We start from the raw sequence: 17,924 nt of genomic DNA on the forward strand, positions 1-17,924 counted from the left end.
AACATTATTGGTTTTGGCAGGGTTGTGGATAACGTGCTTTGCGTTCCAGATCATCGAGGTCGATGTGGTTGCGCATGTACTGCTGACTGGCGTCCACCAGCGGCTGGTGATCCCAGCTCTTCAGCTTGCCGATAGTTAAAGCGTCGGCGACAAATCGGCGGCGGCGCTGGCTGGCCAGCACTTCCCGGTGGATCGCCGGAATGTCCCACTTGGCCCGCGCTTCGATGAAAAAATCGTCGAACAGCTGGCGATGTTGCGGCGATTGACTGAGTTCTTCCAGTTCACGCGGATCGTTGCTTACATCGAAGAGTAGGCAAGGGTCGCTTTCACTGTAGATAAATTTGTAGGCGCCGCGCCGGATCATCATCAACGGGCTGACGGTGCCTTCGGCCATGTATTCGCCAAACACTTCGTCATGACCGCCCTGCCCTTGCAGGTGCGATACCAGTGAGCGGCCATCCAGCGGCAAGCCTGGCTCCAACGTGCCACCGGCCAGTTCAACGAAGGTCGGCAACAGGTCGGCGGTCGACACGGCAGCGCTGACCCGGCCTGACTCGAACTGGCCCGGCGCACTGATCAACAGTGGCACGCGGGCGGCCATTTCGTACCAGTGCATTTTGTACCAGAGGCCTTTCTCGCCGAGCATGTCGCCGTGATCCCCGGAGAAGACGATGATGGTGTCATCGATCAACCCGGTTTCCTCGAGGGTTTGCAGAAGTTTGCCGACGTTGGAATCGATATAGCTGCACGCTCCGAAGTACGCCCGACGCGCATCGCGAATCTTATCCACTGGCAGCGGCTTGTCCCACAGGTCGTAAACCTTGAGCAGGCGCTGGGAGTGCGGATCGAGTTCGTGTTGATCCGGGGTTGTAGGCAACGGGATATCGGCATCGTCGTACAAATCCCAGAACGCCTTGGGAATTGTGTACGGATCGTGTGGATGGGTCATCGACACGGTCAGGCAGAACGGCTGGTCGCCATCCTCGCGAATGTGATCGAACAAGTATTGCTGCGCCTTGAACACCACTTCTTCATCGAAATCGAGCTGGTTGGTGCGCACGCACGGCCCGGCCTGCAGCACCGAAGACATATTGTGATACCAGGTCGGCCGCACATCAGGCTCATCCCAGTTCACCGCCCAACCGTAGTCGGCGGGATAGATGTCGCTGGTCAAACGTTCTTCATAGCCATGTAGCTGATCGGGGCCGCAGAAGTGCATCTTGCCGGACAGTGCGGTGCGGTAGCCGAGGCGGCGCAGGTAGTGCGCGTAAGTTGGCACATCGGCAGGAAAATCGGCGGCGTTGTCATAGGCGCCGATCTTCCTCGGCAATTGGCCGCTGACCAGGGTAAACCGCGACGGTGCACACAGCGGACTGTTGCAGTAAGCGGCGTCGAACACCACGCCTTGAGCGGCGAGGCGGGAAAGGTTCGGCAATTTGATCGGCGAAGGGCCGTAGAACGGCAACATTGGCGCGGCCATCTGATCGGCCATGATGAAAAGAATATTCTTGCGCTTCATGTGATCGCGGCATTCCATAGTGAATATTTATGCGACATTGCTGCGATCGAGCATGGAGTCCATGCTCTATCAGGTAAAGCCCGCGCTGGACAATGACTAGGATAAGCACAGCTTATGTATGAAGCTTTGGGTGATCTGTCGCTCGACCTGTTGCGCGCCTTCGAAGCGGCGGCACGGCACCGCAGCTTTACTGCCGCGTCTGTAGAGCTGGGCACCACGCAACCGGCGATCAGTCAGCAGATCAAACGGCTGGAAGAACAACTCGGTACGCGCTTGTTTGATCGCATCTACCGGGGAATCGAGCTGACCGAGGTCGGTGTGATCCTGTTTGAACAAGTTACCCTCGGTTTGCAGAATATCGACGCCGGATTGAGCGCGATCAGCGCACAGCAGCAACACGAGGTGTTGCAAGTCGCCACCGATTTTGCCTTCGCTGCGTATTGGCTGATGCCGCGTTTGCACCGCTTCCATGAGGCCAATCCCCACGTCGATGTCAGCCTTGTCACCAGTGAGCGCAATCACAACATGCTGCGTACGGATATCGACGTGGCAATCCTGTTTGGCGACGGGCGTTTTAAACAGGGTGAAAGCCATTGGCTGTTCAGCGAAGAAGTGTTTCCCGTGTGCAGTCCGCAATTGCTCAAGGATCGTCCGGCGCCCCTGCCCGCTCAAGCGCTGTTGGATTTGCCCCTGCTGCACCTGCGCGGGGAGAACAGCAGCAACTGGTTCGACTGGAGCGGTCTGTTTCGCGAGTTGGGCATCACCACCCCACCGGCACCGGGGCAATTGCGTTTCGACAATTACACGCTATTGATTCAAGCGGCGATTGGCGGTCAAGGCGTGGCGATCGGGTGGCGCCACCTTGTGGATAACTTGCTGAGCCAAGGGTTATTGTGCCGGCCGATCGCTGAAACGACGCTGTCGCGCTTGGGTTACTACGTGGTGTTGCCGCAGCGAAAACGTCGAGGCGCGTTGATTCAACAGTTTGTCGATTGGTTGATGGCAGAACAGGCAAGCAGCGCTGAATCCCTCAATGGACTCGCACTGCCTTCTTTAGCTGTATAGAAGCCTACTCGCCGGCCGCAACGAAATTCACATGCTGCCCCACATGCAAATTCAGCCGCAGCTCATCGGCTATGCCCACCGCCACGCGATTCAGACGTTCCAACGGTTCGGCCAGGCCTGGTTCGAGATTGCCGCCGACCTGACTGAAATGCTCAATGGTCAGCCCGGCCACGCCGTGCGGTGCGTTGACCAGCGTCCAGTGCAGCGGGCTGCTTTGCACGGCTTCACGAATTTCCTCGGCGGCATGGCGCTGCAGACGATCATCGACATCCGGCTCATCGAGCACGGCAAAGTCCCCCACCAGAAACAGCCGCGAAACGTTGGCCAATTGCAACCCATCGACCAGAGCGTCGACGGCCAGCACTTGCTCGACTGGCCCGAGCACCACCGAACGTTCAACGTGATCGCTACTGAACGGTAAACCCGGCGCATCCAATAGGCAGATCACCGCCGAACTGCCGGCCACACTCTGATTGATCCGTTCCAGGTCGAACAAATCACCGGTTTTGGTACGCAATCCCGGACGCGGCGCAAGTGCGGTCAGATCGTCGAGAATGGCGATGACTTCATGCTGACGGCGCAGCAACTCAGCCATCAACGCGCTGCCCAGGCTACTCATGGCACCATAGAGCACCACTTTTACCGCCGGGGTTTCGGCATTTTTCATGGCTGATCCTTTTTGTTATCCCTTATATGGCGTGTGACACACGGGCAACGCCGAGGGTTCGAACCGATTTCCGAGGGTTTCAGATGCAAGCGATCAAGGGCTACCACGCCCACGTCTATTTCGATGCCAGCACCATCGAGCAGGCGCGGACCTTGTGCGAGCGGGCCGCGCAGTTGTTTCCATTGAAAATGGGCCGCGTTCACGAGCGCCTGGTCGGGCCGCATCCGGACTGGAGTTGCCAGTTGGCTTTCGGCCCTGAGTTGATCGGCGATGTGTTGCCGTGGCTGGCGCTCAATCGCCAAGGCCTGGTGGTGTTTCTGCACCCGGATACGGGCGATGACCTGCTCGACCACACTGCACACGCGATCTGGATGGGCGCGATGCGACCGCTGGATCTGTCTGTTTTTTAATCAGATCGTTTCTTCGGCTTCGCCCGGCAAATGTTCGTCCAGATGCAGCCAGGGCAATTGGCTGTCAGTCCAGATGTGGCGTTCGGCGGGCGCGAGTTCCGGGTGATCCAGCGTAGCAATGGTTACGTCGATGCTCTCGGGACTGAGCAATGTCACCAGCGCTAGTTGCGCGCCGCAGTCAGGGCAGAAGAACCGCGCGCAACTCTGCGATGAGTCATAACGCGCCGGCGTGCCGGCCAGCCATTGGAAATTCGCCGCCGGTACGGTGATCCACGTCGTGACGATCCCGCCACTGACCTTGCGGCAAATCGAACAATGGCAATGGGCGATATCCTGCAACGCCCCGCTGAACTGATAACGAATGTGTCCGCAGTGGCAGCCGCCGCTGTGCAGTTCGCTCATGGCCAAGCTCCTCCTTCCCGTATCCATTGACTCTAGTTCGCATCCGACGGTCGGTTGACCGTTCATTCAAAGCTTTCTGCAGCGAAAGGTAGCTGAAAGCTTCCGCGATTAGGATCGCCTCACTTCCGGCAACAGACCGGTTGGCCAATGCGTGTGATACCGCGCACGAACGGCCCAATTAACAACAACAATGGTGATTCTGATGTCCTCTGTAGCCCGCCTCCTCGCTCTGACTCCGCCCGTACGTCTCGTGCTTCCCGTTCTGCGCTGATCGACCCGATCCGCTCACTCAACTAGCCGCGCTACGCCTGGAGTATTCCCATGCTGACTTTCCTTGGCTTCGCCATGGTCATCACGTTCATGTTCCTGATCATGACCAAGCGCCTGTCCGCGCTGATCGCCCTGATCATTATCCCGATCGTCTTCGCCCTGTTCGGCGGTTTTGCACCGAAGATCGGCCCGATGATGCTCGAAGGCATCACCAAGCTTGCGCCGACCGGCGTGATGCTGATGTTCGCCATTCTCTATTTCGCCTTGATGATCGACTCCGGTCTGTTCGACCCGGCCGTGCGCAAGATTCTCAAACTGGTCAAGGGTGATCCGCTGAAGGTTTCGGTCGGCACCGCCGTACTGGCGCTCGTCGTTTCCCTCGATGGTGACGGCGCGACCACTTACATGATCTGCGTGGCCGCCATGCTGCCGCTGTACAGCCGCATCGGCATGAGCCCGCGGATCATGGCCGGTCTGATCATCCTCGCCGGTGGCGTGATGAACATGACCCCGTGGGGTGGCCCGACCGCCCGTGCGGCGAGTGCGCTGCATGTCGATCCGTCGGACATTTTCGTACCGATGATCCCGGCCATGGCTGCCGGTGTCGTGGCGATCTTGCTGATTGCCTACTTCTACGGTAAACGTGAGCGTGCGCGTCTCGGTGAGCTGCACCTGGCCGGCGACGAAATCGATCACAGCGAAATCAGCGTCTCGCAATTCCCGGATGCCCGACGTCCGAAACTGATCTGGTTCAACGGCGCGCTGACCTTCGGCCTGATGTGCACCCTGATCGCTGGCCTGCTGCCGCTGCCGGTGCTGTTCATGGTGGCGTTCAGTATCGCCATGATCGTCAACTACCCTTGCCTGCAAATGCAGAAGGATCGCGTCGCCGCTCACGCTGGCAGTGTGCTGGCAGTGGTCGGACTGATCTTTGCCGCCGGTATCTTCACCGGTATCCTGAGCGGCACCGGCATGGTCGATGCGATGTCGAAGAGCCTGTTGGCGGTGATTCCGGATTTCCTCGGCCCGTACCTAGCGGTGATTACGGCGCTGGTGAGCATGCCGTTCACCTTCTTCATGTCCAACGATGCGTTCTACTATGGCGTGTTGCCGGTGTTGGCCGAAGCCGCCAGCCACTATGGAATCACCGCAGTGGAAATGGCCCGTGCCTCGATCGTCGGTCAGCCCGTCCACTTGCTGAGCCCGTTGGTGCCATCGACCTATCTGTTGGTGGCCCTGGCCGGTATTGATTTCGGTGACCACCAGCGTTTCACCCTGAAATGGGCGATCCTGGTGTGCATCTGCATTCTGATTGCTGCACTGCTGTTGGGGACTTTCCCGGTGTTCAGCACTCTATAAGCCCAAGACTCACCGTTTCGGGTCCTGGCTTCGCGGTTTGAAGCCCGGACCTTTTTCGGTTTAACAATTGCTCAAAGGAATACACATGGAATGGCTGACCAACCCCGAAATCTGGGTTGCCTTCTTTACCCTGACCGCCCTGGAAATCGTTCTGGGCATCGATAACATCATCATGATTTCGATCCTGGTCAGCCGCATGCCTAAACACATGCAGCAGCGCACCCGGATCTTCGGTCTTGGCCTGGCCATGATCACCCGCATCCTGTTGCTGCTGTCGATCACCTGGGTCATGCGCCTCACCGCCGACCTGTTCGAAGTGTTCGGCCAAGGCATTTCCGGTCGCGACCTGATCCTGTTTTTCGGTGGTCTGTTCCTGCTGTGGAAGAGCTCGCAAGAGATGTACCACGCGCTGGAAGGCGAAGACGAAAGCGACGACACCCCCGGCGGCAAGGGCGGCAACTTCCTCTACACCATCATCCAGATCGCGATCATCGACATCGTCTTCTCGCTGGATTCGGTGATAACCGCTGTCGGCATGGTTTCCCACGTGCCAGTGATGGTCGCGGCGATCGTTGTCGCGGTGCTGGTGATGATGCTGGCTTCGGGCAAGATCAGCGAGTTCATCGACAAGCACCCGTCGCTGAAGATGCTCGCGCTGTCGTTCCTGCTGGTGGTCGGTACCGTACTGATTGCCGAGTCGTTCGACGTGCATGTGCCGAAGGGCTACGTCTACTTCGCCATGGCGTTCTCGCTGGCGGTGGAAGCGATCAACATCAAGCTGCGCGGCGCAATGGCCAAGAAAAAACAGCAGCAAGACCCGGTGAAACTGCGCAAGGACATCCCGGGCCAGTAATCCGCTATTCCGGCAATACGCAGTACCCCTGTGGGAGCGAGCCTGCTCGCGAAGACGGAGTGTCAGTCGACAGAAATGTTGGCTGGCCCACCGCTTTCGCGAGCAGGCTCGCTCCCACATTTGTTTTGGGTAACACAGGAGAAACGTGTCGGATTCGAATGGGTGAATGAACCCGTTTTCATGACACTTTTGTTTCAATCCACACTTTAGCTGTGCAATGCTGGCGCCCAGACCGTTAGCCAACTACAGCTTAAGTATCAAAAACGTAGAAACCGCGCGGTACCGTCAACTTGCCTCTCTGAGGCACTGCTAATACAGGGGGTCTGCATGCTCACCCTGCTCAATCTGCTTTCCGCCGTGGCCCTGCTGATCTGGGGCACGCACATTGTCCGAACCGGCATCCTGCGGGTGTACGGCACCAACCTGCGCCATGTGATCGGCCAGAACATGTCCAAGCGCTGGCTGGCCTTTGTGGCCGGTATCGTCGTGACCGCGATGGTGCAGAGCAGCAACGCCACCGCGATGCTCGTCACTTCCTTCGTCGGTCAGGGCCTGATGGCGCTGACCCCGGCACTGGCGACCATGCTCGGTGCCGACGTCGGTACCGCGCTGATGGCGCGGGTGCTGACGTTCGATCTGTCGTGGCTGTCGCCGCTGCTGATTTTCCTCGGGGTGATTTTCTTTCTGTCGCGCAAACAGACGCGTCTCGGGCAGATGGGCCGGGTGTCCATCGGTCTCGGGCTGATCATTCTTGCGCTGCAATTGATCGTCGAGGCCGCCGCGCCGATCACCCACGCCCAAGGCGTAAAAGTAATTTTCGCTTCGCTGACCGGCGACATCCTCCTCGACGCCTTGGTCGGCGCGCTGTTCGCGATGATTTCCTATTCCAGCCTCGCCGCCGTGCTGCTCACTGCGACCCTCGCCGGCGCCAGTGTGATCAGCCTGCCGGTGGCTATCGGTCTGGTAATCGGCGCCAACATCGGCAGCGGCATTCTCGCGTTCATGAGCACCAGCATGCAGAACGCCGCCGGCCGGCAAGTGGCGCTGGGCAGTCTGTTGTACAAACTGATCGGCCTGCTGCTGATCATCCCGGTGCTCGATCCGCTGGTGCACTGGATCGACAGCCTCGATTTCAGCCCGCAGGAAATGGTCATCGGCTTCCACCTGCTCTACAACACCGCACGCTGCCTGATTCTGCTACCAAGCGTCGGGCCGATGGCGCGGCTCTGCGCGTGGCTGCTGCCGGAGCGGCCGGAGGTCAACGGTACGGCCAAGCCGCGCCACCTCGACGCCACTGCACTGGTCACGCCGAGTCTGGCGCTGGCCAACGCCGCGCGGGAAACCCTGCGCATGGGCGATCTGCTGGAGAACATGCTCGACGCCACGCTAGATGTGCTGCGCGGTAAGCAGACCGCCGTCACCCAGGAAATACGGCGGTTGACCGATGACATCGAATCCTTGTACAGCGCGATCAAGCTGTACCTGGCGCAGATGCCCCGCGAAGACCTCGGCGAGCAGGACAGTCGCCGCTGGGCCGAAATCATCGAGCTTTCGATCAACCTGAAACTGGCCAGCGACCTGATCGAACGCATGCTGCGCAAGATCCAGCAGCAGAAGACCTCGCAGCGCCGTTCGTTTTCCGAGGAAGGTCTGGAGGATCTGGCCGGGCTGCAGCAGCAATTGATTTCTAACCTGCGTTTGGGCTTGTCGGTGTTTCTTAGCGGTGACCGCGAAAGTGCCCGCCAGTTGTTGCGCGAAAAGCGCCGCTTTCGCGCGCAGGAACGGCGGTTGGCCCACGCGCATGTCAGTCGTTTGCAACGCAAGATCGTCCAGAGTATCGAGACCAGTTCGCTGCATCTGGAGTTGATTGCCGACATGAAGCGGCTCAATTCGCTGTTTTGCGGCAGTGCCTATGTGGTGCTGGAAACGGCAGATACCGGGGCGCTGGCGGCGGATGATATTGCCGATATAACGCATTCGCCTTGAACGTCTGGGGCTGGGGCCAGTCAGTAACTCAGAGTTCGGCCTCAGGGGCGCCTTCGCGAGCAAGCTCGCTCCCACAGGGTTTTGTGTTCGGCGAAAATCACTGTGGGAGCGAGCTTGCTCGCGAAGCGATCTGACTGACGACACGGATCTCCAAATCAGCCGTATGGAAGCCTGTTATGCGTTGCCTGTTGTTCGCCTGTCTGTTGCTCGGTTCCCTGCCCGCCTTTGCCCTGGATCGCTTTCAGGTCGAAGGCTATGCGCTGCCCAACGGTTTGCAGCTGATGCTAAAACCCGGCACCGAGCGCGGGCATGTGGCGATCCGGCTGGTGGTCGGTGTCGGCCTCGATGATTTCGATTGCGATGACAAAGAGTTGCCGCACCTGCTTGAGCACTTGTTGTTCAGCGGCATCGACGCCACGGGCGAAGGCGGTTTGGAAGAACGCATGCAAGCGCTGGGCGGTGACTGGAACGCCTTCACCAGCAATGCCGACACTACGTTCGTCATCGAAGCCCCGGCGAAGAATCAGCGCAAGGTGCTCGACCTGCTGCTCGACCTGCTCACGCAAACGCGCATCGACGAAAACGCGATCAACGCCGCCAAACGTGTGGTCGAACGCGAGGATGGCGGTCACTACACTCGTCTGCAACGCTTCCTCGACCGCCAGGATCTCGGCCATACCGCTAGCAATCAGCTCGCCGTCGAACTGGGCCTGAAATGCCCGCAGCGGGCCGAGGTCGGCCACCTGACTCAGGAGCAACTGGAGAAGGTACGCAAGGCCTGGTACGCGCCGAACAACATGACCCTGATTGTCGTCGGCGAACTCGACAAACTGCTGCCGGCCTATCTGGAACGTACCTGGGGCGCCCTCGAAGCGGTTGATCCAAGCGAGCATCGGCCGCTGCCGGATATCCGCACCAGCGCCGCCCATGAGCGCACCCTCACCCGTGGATTCATCGGCGACAGCGCCAAGCTGCATTGGCTGGTGCCGGAGCCGGTGATCGATGATCAGTACGACCAGACCTTCGACATTCTCAAGGACTACCTCGACTGGGCGTTGTACCGACAGATCCGCCTCAACCACGGCTTGTCCTACGGGCCGTGGGCCGAACGTGAAGTGTTTGGCGGCGTCGGCTTCATGAGCCTGAACGCCGACCTTGATCGCGATGACATCGACGAAGCCATTCAGGTGCTCGAAGACCTCAAGGCCGATCTGCTGAAAAACGGCCTCGACCCGGACACCTTTGCGCGGATCAAACAGGCTTCGATCGCCCATCAGGCGTGGGCGGTGCAGGGCAATAGCGCGATGGCGGATTACTACTGGAGTGCCCTGAGTGATTACCAGGACGGCCGCTTCGCCAACCCGGCGCGGGAGCTGCAAGGGGTGACGCTGGAGGCGGCGAACAAAGCCATGCGCGAGTTGTTGCTGCAGCCGGGGTATTTGCGGATTGAAAAGCCGTTGCTCAGTGATGATCAGGTGTTGTGGTTGAGCGCGGGTGGGTTGGGCTTACTGCTGCTGATCCTGATCGGCTGGCGCGTGCATCACCGCCGAAAACCCGCCGAACACTGACCCTGTGGGAGCGAGCTTGCTCGCGAAAGCGGTGTGTCATTCAACAAATGTGCTGACTGACCCGCCGCCTTCGCGAGCAAGCTCGCTCCCTCAGGGAAGGTGGTGAATTTACTGACCGGCAGCCTCGCCACAGCGCCCGGTGGGCGCTACTCTGTCGAGGTTTTTTCCTATCCAGTCGTGAACCGTCCAAATGCCGAAAATACAGCTCCTGATCCAGCGCATCCTCGAACTGATGAAGCGCTATCCCGGGGTCATTGCGCTTGGCGGTTTCATCTCCGGGGTCGGCAGTTTCATCATGGTCGATCGTCAGCAGGGCCTGGCGAGCTGGATCACCGTGATCATGCTGCTCAGCTGGATCTGGCTGATGCTGGAAAACACCCTGACCGGCCTCTTCACCCGCGTGTTCAAACGCGAGATTCCCCAGCCGCTGCTGCGTTATGCGACGCAGATGATCCATCAGGAGAGTCTGTTCTTCGTTCTGCCGTTTTTCTTTATCACCACGACGTGGAACAGCGGCCAGTTGTTCTTCACCGGCCTGCTCAGCGTCGCGGCGCTGATCTCCATCGTCGATCCGCTCTACTACAAATGGCTGGCGCCACGGCGCTGGGCGTTCCTCGCGTTGCACACGCTGACCCTGTTCGCCGCCCTGCTCACCGCGTTGCCGGTGATCATGCACCTGACCACCGCGCAGAGCTTCAAATGGGCGCTGGGGATTGCCGTGCTGTTGTCGTTCCCGAGTCTGGCGTCGATCTTCCCGATCCGCACGGTGCGCAACGCTTTGGCCATTCTGTGCATCACCGTCGGCATCGGTGGCGTTGGCTGGGCGCTGCGTTCGTGGGTGCCGCCGGCGACGCTGTGGATGACCGACGTGGCGATCAGCACGCAAATGCAGGATCGCACCCCCGGCGCCAGCCTCGACACGGTCAGCGCCGAGCAGATTCGTGGCGATGGCCTGTACGCCTACACCGCCATCAACGCGCCGCGCGGGCTGGATGAGCGGATCTATCACGTCTGGCAGTTCAACGGCAAAGAGGTCGACCGCATTCCCCTCGACATTCATGGTGGGCGCAAGGAAGGCTACCGCGCGTGGACGCACAAGCAGAACTTCCCTGGCAACCCGGCGGGCAAATGGCAGGTGCGGGTACTGACTGAAGATGGCCAGGTGATCGGCGTGCTGCGTTTCGAAATCACGGACAGCACAGCGATCAAAGAAAAGTAACCCGGTTCGTGCTATTACGTTAGTTCGCATAAAGGCCGAACAAGCACGGAGCTTATGACCAGCAGCTCGATCAGCGGGAATGCCCAACTGGACACGTCCATCAGCCCTGCCCGCCTGCGGGTCACCGGGGACTGGACGCTTGCCCATTACGCCGAGCTCAAGCAACTGAGCGAAAAGCTCCACGGCCAGTACGACGCCAACACGCCGATCGATCTGAACAGCCTCGGCGCCCTCGATACCGCTGGCGCTTCGTTGCTGGTCGAACTGCTCGGCTCCGAGCGCCTCGGCCAATCCGCTGAACACCCCGATTGCACGCTGACCTCCGCCGATCGCGCGCTGCTGCAAACCGTGTACTGCTCGATGACCGACTTCTGCGTGCCGATCAAGGAGCCGGAAATCAGCGTCAGCGTGCAATTGCTCACGCGCATCGGCCGCGCCGTCGACACGGTCTGGCAAGACACCCTGCAACTGCTCGGCTTCGTCGGCCTGATCATGGAAACCATCGCTCGCAGCCTGTTCCGGCCCAAGCGCTGGCGCATTACGCCGATGATCGCGCACATCGAACAGACCGGCCTCGACGCCGCGCCGATCGTGGCGTTGCTGACTTTTCTGGTGGGCGCGGTGGTGGCGTTCCTCGGCGCCACGGTGCTGGCCAGTTTCGGCGCGACGATTTTTACTGTGGACCTGGTCGGGTTCTCGTTCCTGCGCGAATTCGGCGTGCTGCTCACGGCGATTCTGATGGCCGGGCGCACCGCCAGTGCCTTCACCGCGCAGATCGGCTCGATGAAGGCCAACGAAGAAATCGACGCGATCCGCACCCTCGGCCTCGACCCGATGGAGCTGCTGGTGGTGCCGCGTGTGCTGGCGATGCTGGTGGCGCTGCCGATGCTGACGTTTCTGGCGATGCTCTGCGGGATCATCGGCGGCGGTGTGGTCTGCGCGGTGTCGCTGGACATCTCGCCGGCGATGTTCCTGACGCTGTTGCAGTCGGACATCGGCGTGCAGCACTTTCTCGTAGGCTTGGTGAAGGCGCCGATCTTCGCCTTCATCATTGCCGCGATTGGTTGCCTGGAAGGCTTCAAGGTCAGCGGCAGTGCCGAGTCGGTCGGCGCCCACACCACGTCCGCCGTGGTGCAGTCGATTTTCGTGGTAATCGTGCTCGACGCGGTGGCTGCGCTGTTCTTCATGGAGATGGGCTGGTGAGTCGTCTACCCCGCGCGCCCTCGGAGGCGGTGATCGAAGTCCGCGGCCTGTGCAATCGCTTCGGCAGCCAGAGCGTGCACGAGAACCTCGATCTGGATGTGTACAAAGGCGAAATCCTTGCTGTGGTCGGCGGTTCCGGCACTGGCAAGTCGGTGCTGCTACGCAGCATTGTCGGCCTGAACCGGCCCAGCGAAGGCATGGTCAAGGTCTTCGGCAAGAACCTGCCGAACCTGTCCGAGCACGAGCGCTCGCTGGTCGAGCGACGCTTCGGTGTGTTGTTTCAGAAAGGCGCGCTGTTCTCCTCGCTGACGGTCACCGAGAACGTTGCCCTGCCCCTTATCGAACACGCCGGATTGAGCCGCAACGACGCCGAGCACCTGGCGGCGGTGAAGCTGGCGCTGGCCGGGTTGCCGCTGTCGGCGGCGGACAAATACCCGGCGTCGCTGTCCGGCGGCATGATCAAGCGCGCCGCGCTGGCCCGGGCGCTGGCGCTGGATCCGGATATTCTGTTTCTCGATGAACCCACCGCTGGCCTCGATCCGATTGGCGCGGCGCAGTTCGATCAATTGATCCTGACCCTGCGCGATGCGCTCGGCCTCAGCGTGTTTCTGGTGACCCACGACCTCGACACGCTCTACACCATCACCGACCGCGTGGCGGTGCTGGCGCAGAAGAAAGTGCTGGTCGCCGGCCCGATCGACGTCGTTTCGGAGACCGACGACGCCTGGATTCACGAATACTTCCACGGCCCGCGCGGCCGCTCGGCGCTGGACGCCGCCAAATTGCTCAACGAGGTCTGACATGGAAACCCGAGCGCATCATGTGTTGATCGGCCTGTTCACCGTAATTGTGGTGGCAGGCGCCCTGCTCTTCGGTCTGTTTCTGGCCAAGTCCAGCGTCGACACCGAGTTCAAGGATTACGAGATTGTCTTCAGCGAGGCGGTCAGTGGCTTGTCCAAGGGCAGCCCGGTGCAGTACAGCGGGATCAAGGTTGGCGATGTGATCAACCTGCGCCTTGATCCGAAAGACCCTCGACGGGTGCTGGCGCGGATTCGTCTGGCCGGTGACACGCCGGTGAAGGAAGACACCCAGGCCAAACTGGCGCTGGCCGGGATCACCGGGACGTCGATCATCCAGCTCAGCGGTGGTACACCCGAGAGCCCGAAACTGCGCGGGCATGACGGTAATCTGCCGACTATTGTCGCCTCGCCCTCGCCTATTTCACGCTTGCTCAATGACTCCAACGATTTGATGACCGGCATCACTGCGCTGCTGCAGAACGCCAACCAGATGTTCTCTGCCGAGAACGTCGAGCGTGTGAGCAAAACCCTCGCCCATCTGGAGCAAACCACTGGCACCATCAACGATCAGCGCGGCGACATCAAACAGGCCATGCAGCAACTGGCGACCGTCGGTAAACAGGCCGGCAGCATGCTCGAACAGACGTCGTTGCTGATGCGCAACGCCAACGGTTTGATCAACGACCAAGGCAAACAGGCACTGGGCAGCGCCGAGCAAGCGATGAAGTCGCTGGAACAAAGCACAACGACCATCAGCACCTTGCTCAGCAAAAACGAAAACTCCCTCGACAACGGCATGCAGGGCCTCAATGGCCTTGCCCCGGCGATCCGCGAACTGCGTGAGACGCTGACTTCACTGCGGGCCATCTCGCAACGCCTTGAGGCCAACCCCAGCGGCTACCTGTTGGGCCGTGACAAGAACAAGGAATTCACGCCATGAAGCTGACTCGACTCGCCCTCCTCGCCGGCTTCACGCTGATCAGCGCCTGTTCGATTCTGCCCAAATCCGAGCCGTCGGATGTCTATCGCCTGCCGACCGCACAGGCGCCCGCCTCGGCCAGTTCGGCGGCGACTCAGTCCTGGTCGTTGCGGCTGAACAAGTTGCAGGCCAGTGAAGCATTGAACCGGCCGACAATTGCGGTGATTCCGCAGGGCGATGTGATCAGCAGCTACAAGGGCTCGCGATGGAGCGATCCGGCGCCAGTGCTGGTGCGTAATCGCTTGTTGGACGGATTTCAGCGTGATGGTCGGGTGACGTTGCTCAGTACCGATGACAGCAACTTTGCCGCGGATCTGGAATTGGGCGGGAGTTTGCAGGCGTTTCAGACCGAGTACCAAGGCACGCAGGCCAGCGTTGTGGTGCGGGTTGATGCGTTGCTGGTGCGTGGCTATGACCAGCGAATTCTGGCCAGTCGCCGCTTTGAAGAGCGCCAGTCGTTGAGCGATGTGCAGGTGCCGGCGGTGGTCGCAGGTTTTGGCCAGGCCAGTGATCGCCTGACCGCGAAAGTCGTCGCCTGGGTCGTCGATCAAGGCCAGAAACTGGCCCCCCAAAAACCCTGAACCCACGCAAGACCCTATGGGAGCGAGCTTGCTCGCGAATGCGGCGGGTCATTCAGCGATGATGTTGACTGACCGGACGCCTTCGCGAGCAAGCTCGCTCCCACAGGGTGTGTGCTTAGCCGAAGAACCAGTAGCAGACCGCGATAGCACCCACGACACCAGCAAACTCCGCCAGCAACGCACACCCCACCGCATGCCGCGCCCGCTGAATCCCCACCGCGCCGAAATACACCGCCAGCACATAGAACGTCGTTTCGGTACTGCCCTGCACCGTCGCCGCAACCAGCGCCGGGAAGCTGTCGACGCCCGATGTCTGCATCGTCTCGATCAACATCGCCCGCGCCGCGCTGCCGGAAAACGGTTTGACCATCGCCGTCGGCAGCGCATCGACAAAGCGTGTGTCCCAACCGGCCCACTCGACCAGATGACGAATGCCGTCCAGACCAAAATCCAGCGCCCCGGACGCACGCAGCACGCCGACCGCGCAGAGCATCGCCACCAGATACGGCAGCAGATTCTTCGCAACGTCGAAACCTTCTTTGGCGCCTTCAACGAACGCTTCGTAAACCTTCACTTTCCTTAACGCGCCGATGATCAGAAACAGCATGATCAGCCCGAACAGCGTGAGGTTGCCGAGGATCGACGACAATCCCGCCAAAGCCGTTGCCGAAAGAGTACCCAACAGCGCCATGAATCCACCGAGAATCAGCGCACCGGGAATCAGATAGGCCAGCACCACCGGATCCCAGATCCGCAGACGCTGCATGAACGCCACCGAGAGGAAGCCGACAATCGTCGAGCAACTGGTCGCCAGCAGGATCGGCAGGAACACCAGCGTCGGGTCCGGCGCGCCTTGCTGGGCGCGGTACATGAAGATCGTCACCGGCAGCAGGGTCAGGGAGGAGGCGTTGAGCACCAGGAAGAGGATTTGCGCGTTACTGGCGATGGTGGAGCTGGGATTGAGCTCTTGCAGCGCCTTCATGGCTTTCAGGCCGATGGGCGTGGCTGCGTTATCGAGACCGAGGCCGTTGGCGGCGAAGTTCAGGGTAATCAGGCCAAGGGCAGGGTGGCCGGGCGGGACTTCCGGCATCAGCCGCAGGAACAGCGGGCCGAGGACTTTCGCCAGCCATTCGACGATCCCGGCCTTCTCGGCAATGCGCAAAAAACCCAGCCAGAGGGTGAGGGTGCCGAATAGCAGCACCATGACTTCGACCGAGAGCTTGGCCATGGCGAAAATGCTTTCCACCATCGCCGCGAAAATCCCGGCGTTACCGCCGATCAGCCACTGCGCCAGCGCCGACACGGCTGCCACGATGAAGAAGCCAAGCCACAGGCCATTAAGCATCAGTCAAATCCCCCGAAGAATGCGGCGAATGATAGCGGGGTCGTCAGAAACGACAAACCCCGGATTTCTCCGGGGTTTGTTGGTAGGCCTTGCATCAATCACTGTGGGAGCGAGCTTGCTCGCGAAGGCGGTGTGTCAATCAACATAGTTGTTGAATGTGCCGGCCTCTTCGCGAGCAAGCTCGCTCCCACAGGATTTGTGTCAGTTCTTGGAAATTTCGCCCGCTGGCAGTTTTTCCTTGCTGCGCCAGTGCGGCAAGGAGTTCCAGTAGCGCTGGCCTTTGGCATCGTCGTACATGCCTTCCCAGCGCGAGATAACCAGTACGGCCAGCGCGTTACCGATCACGTTCAGAGCGGTACGCGCCATGTCCATGATGCGATCGACACCGGCGATGAACGCCAGGCCTTCCAGCGGAATACCCACGCTGCCCAGAGTCGCCAACAGCACCACGAAGGACACGCCCGGTACACCGGCGATGCCTTTGGACGTGACCATCAGGGTCAGCACCAGCAGCAGTTGCTGGCTGATCGACAGATCGATGCCGTACAGCTGAGCGATGAAGATTGCCGCAATGGACTGGTACAGGGTCGAACCGTCGAGGTTGAACGAGTAACCGGTCGGCACCACGAAGCTGCAGATGGCTTTCGGTGCGCCGTAGGCTTCCATCTTCTCTATCACGCGCGGCAGCACGGTTTCCGAAGAAGCGGTGGAGTAGGCCAGCACCAGCTCATCCTTGAAGATGCGCATCAGCTTGATCACCGAAAAACCGAACAGCTTGGCGATCAGGCCCAGCACCACGAAGGCGAAGAAGGCAATGGCGACGTAAACCAGGATCACCAGCTTGGCCAGCGGCAGCAGCGAGGCGAAACCGAAGTTGGCCACGGTCACCGCGATCAGTGCGAATACGCCGATCGGCGCGTAGTTCATGATCATGTGGGTGACTTTGAACATGCTTTCCGAGACGCCCTGGAACATCTTCACCAGCGGCTCGCGCAGGTCCGACTGCAGGCTCGACAGACCGAGACCGAACAGCACGGAGAAGAAGATGATCGGCAGCATTTCGCCGCGGGCCATGGCCGCGAAGATGTTCGACGGGATCAGGTTGAGGATGGTCTCGATGAACGCGTGTTCATGCTGTACCTCGGCGGCGGTCGCCTGGTACTTGGAGATGTCCACAGTGCCCAGCGTGCTCATGTCGATGCCGGTGCCCGGGTGGAACAGGTTGGCCAGCAGCAGGCCGACAACGATGGCGATGGTGGTGACGATTTCAAAATAGATGATCGTCTTCAGGCCGATACGCCCGAGCTTCTTGGCGTCGCCCACGCCGGCGATGCCGACGATCAGGGAAGAGATGACGATCGGGATCACGATCATCTTGATCAGACGGATAAAGATATCGCCTGCCGGTTGCAGGACGTTGCTGATCCACCAGGCCTTCTCGGCACTGAAGTGGTTGAGCAACGCACCAATTGCAATACCCAAAACCAGACCGATGAGGATCTGCCAGGCGAGGCTAATTTTTGCCTTCTTCATTATCTTTACCCTTACTTGCGTTTGACTCAGGCACATGCAGGAACTGGAACGCTCTTTAGCGGAAAAGTCTGTGCATCTGCCTCCGTATAAGGTGCCCCGAAGCGCGTATTTACGGCTCTTCGGCAGGCGAAAAAAGGCGCAACTATTCCGATGCAAGGTTGCGCC

General features: G+C 60.1%; 16 protein-coding genes and 1 pseudogene. 11 read left to right on the forward strand and 6 right to left on the reverse strand.

Going from position 1 to position 17,924, the window contains the following annotated elements; translation table 11 throughout:
• Positions 1 to 4: 4 nt before the first annotated feature.
• Positions 5 to 1,519, reverse strand: a complete 1,515-nt coding sequence (gene betC / locus ACZZ0G_RS11920) for a choline-sulfatase (protein ID WP_463556260.1) — start codon at positions 1,517 to 1,519, stop codon at positions 5 to 7.
• A 114-nt stretch (positions 1,520 to 1,633) separates the two neighbouring features.
• Between betC and ACZZ0G_RS11925 the strand changes: the two genes are divergently transcribed.
• Positions 1,634 to 2,584, forward strand: coding sequence for a choline sulfate utilization transcriptional regulator (locus ACZZ0G_RS11925; protein WP_463556261.1), 951 nt, complete (start codon positions 1,634 to 1,636; stop codon positions 2,582 to 2,584).
• A gap of 4 nt (positions 2,585 to 2,588) precedes the next feature.
• On the opposite strand, the gene ACZZ0G_RS11930 is transcribed toward ACZZ0G_RS11925, so the two are convergent.
• On the reverse strand, positions 2,589 to 3,251 hold the full coding sequence (locus ACZZ0G_RS11930; RefSeq protein ID WP_463556262.1) for an NAD(P)-dependent oxidoreductase: 663 nt from the start codon (positions 3,249 to 3,251) through the stop codon (positions 2,589 to 2,591).
• An 83-nt stretch (positions 3,252 to 3,334) separates the two neighbouring features.
• Here ACZZ0G_RS11930 and ACZZ0G_RS11935 point away from each other — a divergent pair, with 83 nt between their 5' ends.
• Entirely contained in the window at positions 3,335 to 3,661 is a 327-nt protein-coding gene (locus tag ACZZ0G_RS11935; RefSeq protein WP_463556263.1) for a DOPA 4,5-dioxygenase family protein, read from the forward strand.
• Here the strand turns inward: ACZZ0G_RS11935 and ACZZ0G_RS11940 are convergent, their stop codons facing one another.
• Complete coding sequence (locus ACZZ0G_RS11940; protein ID WP_463556264.1) at positions 3,662 to 4,063, reverse strand: GFA family protein; 402 nt, start codon at positions 4,061 to 4,063, stop codon at positions 3,662 to 3,664.
• 321 nt (positions 4,064 to 4,384) lie between these two features.
• On the opposite strand from ACZZ0G_RS11940, the gene ACZZ0G_RS11945 reads away from it, so the two are divergent.
• From ACZZ0G_RS11945 to ACZZ0G_RS11985, 9 genes are all read left to right on the forward strand, one after another.
• Positions 4,385 to 5,692, forward strand: a complete 1,308-nt coding sequence (locus tag ACZZ0G_RS11945; protein WP_034152221.1) for a CitMHS family transporter — start codon at positions 4,385 to 4,387, stop codon at positions 5,690 to 5,692.
• An 85-nt stretch (positions 5,693 to 5,777) separates the two neighbouring features.
• Positions 5,778 to 6,545 (forward strand): TerC family protein, encoded by a 768-nt coding sequence (locus ACZZ0G_RS11950; protein WP_034152222.1) that lies wholly within the window; start codon positions 5,778 to 5,780, stop codon positions 6,543 to 6,545.
• Positions 6,546 to 6,872: 327 nt separating this feature from the next.
• Positions 6,873 to 8,531 carry a Na/Pi cotransporter family protein gene (locus tag ACZZ0G_RS11955; RefSeq protein ID WP_122596873.1) on the forward strand — a complete coding sequence of 553 codons (1,659 nt, stop codon included), beginning with the start codon at positions 6,873 to 6,875 and terminating at the stop codon, positions 8,529 to 8,531.
• A gap of 176 nt (positions 8,532 to 8,707) precedes the next feature.
• Entirely contained in the window at positions 8,708 to 10,099 is a 1,392-nt protein-coding gene (locus ACZZ0G_RS11960; protein ID WP_463556265.1) for a M16 family metallopeptidase, read from the forward strand.
• Positions 10,100 to 10,289: 190 nt separating this feature from the next.
• The gene (locus ACZZ0G_RS11965) at positions 10,290 to 11,318 is read left to right on the forward strand and encodes a DUF5924 family protein (protein WP_463556266.1); all 1,029 of its coding nucleotides are present in this window, start codon (positions 10,290 to 10,292) and stop codon (positions 11,316 to 11,318) included.
• Positions 11,319 to 11,372: 54 nt separating this feature from the next.
• Positions 11,373 to 12,521, forward strand: coding sequence for an ABC transporter permease (locus ACZZ0G_RS11970; RefSeq protein ID WP_463556267.1), 1,149 nt, complete (start codon positions 11,373 to 11,375; stop codon positions 12,519 to 12,521).
• The gene (locus tag ACZZ0G_RS11975) at positions 12,518 to 13,321 is read left to right on the forward strand and encodes an ABC transporter ATP-binding protein (protein ID WP_463556268.1); all 804 of its coding nucleotides are present in this window, start codon (positions 12,518 to 12,520) and stop codon (positions 13,319 to 13,321) included. The genes ACZZ0G_RS11970 and ACZZ0G_RS11975 overlap by 4 nt, the downstream gene beginning before the upstream one ends.
• Before the next feature lies 1 nt (position 13,322).
• Positions 13,323 to 14,261, forward strand: coding sequence for an MlaD family protein (locus ACZZ0G_RS11980; RefSeq protein ID WP_016986431.1), 939 nt, complete (start codon positions 13,323 to 13,325; stop codon positions 14,259 to 14,261).
• Positions 14,258 to 14,881 (forward strand): ABC-type transport auxiliary lipoprotein family protein, encoded by a 624-nt coding sequence (locus ACZZ0G_RS11985; protein ID WP_463556269.1) that lies wholly within the window; start codon positions 14,258 to 14,260, stop codon positions 14,879 to 14,881. Before ACZZ0G_RS11980 ends, ACZZ0G_RS11985 begins: the two co-directional genes overlap by 4 nt.
• Before the next feature lie 17 nt (positions 14,882 to 14,898).
• Here the strand turns inward: ACZZ0G_RS11985 and ACZZ0G_RS11990 are convergent.
• The 3 genes and pseudogenes from ACZZ0G_RS11990 to gltP all read right to left on the reverse strand — a co-directional run.
• Positions 14,899 to 15,018, reverse strand: a pseudogene (locus tag ACZZ0G_RS11990) (metal ABC transporter ATP-binding protein); the annotation flags it as partial.
• Complete coding sequence (locus tag ACZZ0G_RS11995) at positions 14,997 to 16,226, reverse strand: nucleoside recognition domain-containing protein (RefSeq protein ID WP_463556270.1); 1,230 nt, start codon at positions 16,224 to 16,226, stop codon at positions 14,997 to 14,999. The gene ACZZ0G_RS11995 and the pseudogene ACZZ0G_RS11990, both read right to left, overlap by 22 nt.
• Positions 16,227 to 16,427: 201 nt before the next feature.
• On the reverse strand, positions 16,428 to 17,759 hold the full coding sequence (gltP, locus tag ACZZ0G_RS12000) for a glutamate/aspartate:proton symporter GltP (protein ID WP_463398204.1): 1,332 nt from the start codon (positions 17,757 to 17,759) through the stop codon (positions 16,428 to 16,430).
• Between the last annotated feature and the right edge of the window lie 165 nt (positions 17,760 to 17,924).

It is taken from the genome of Pseudomonas sp. AC169, assembly GCF_979258515.1.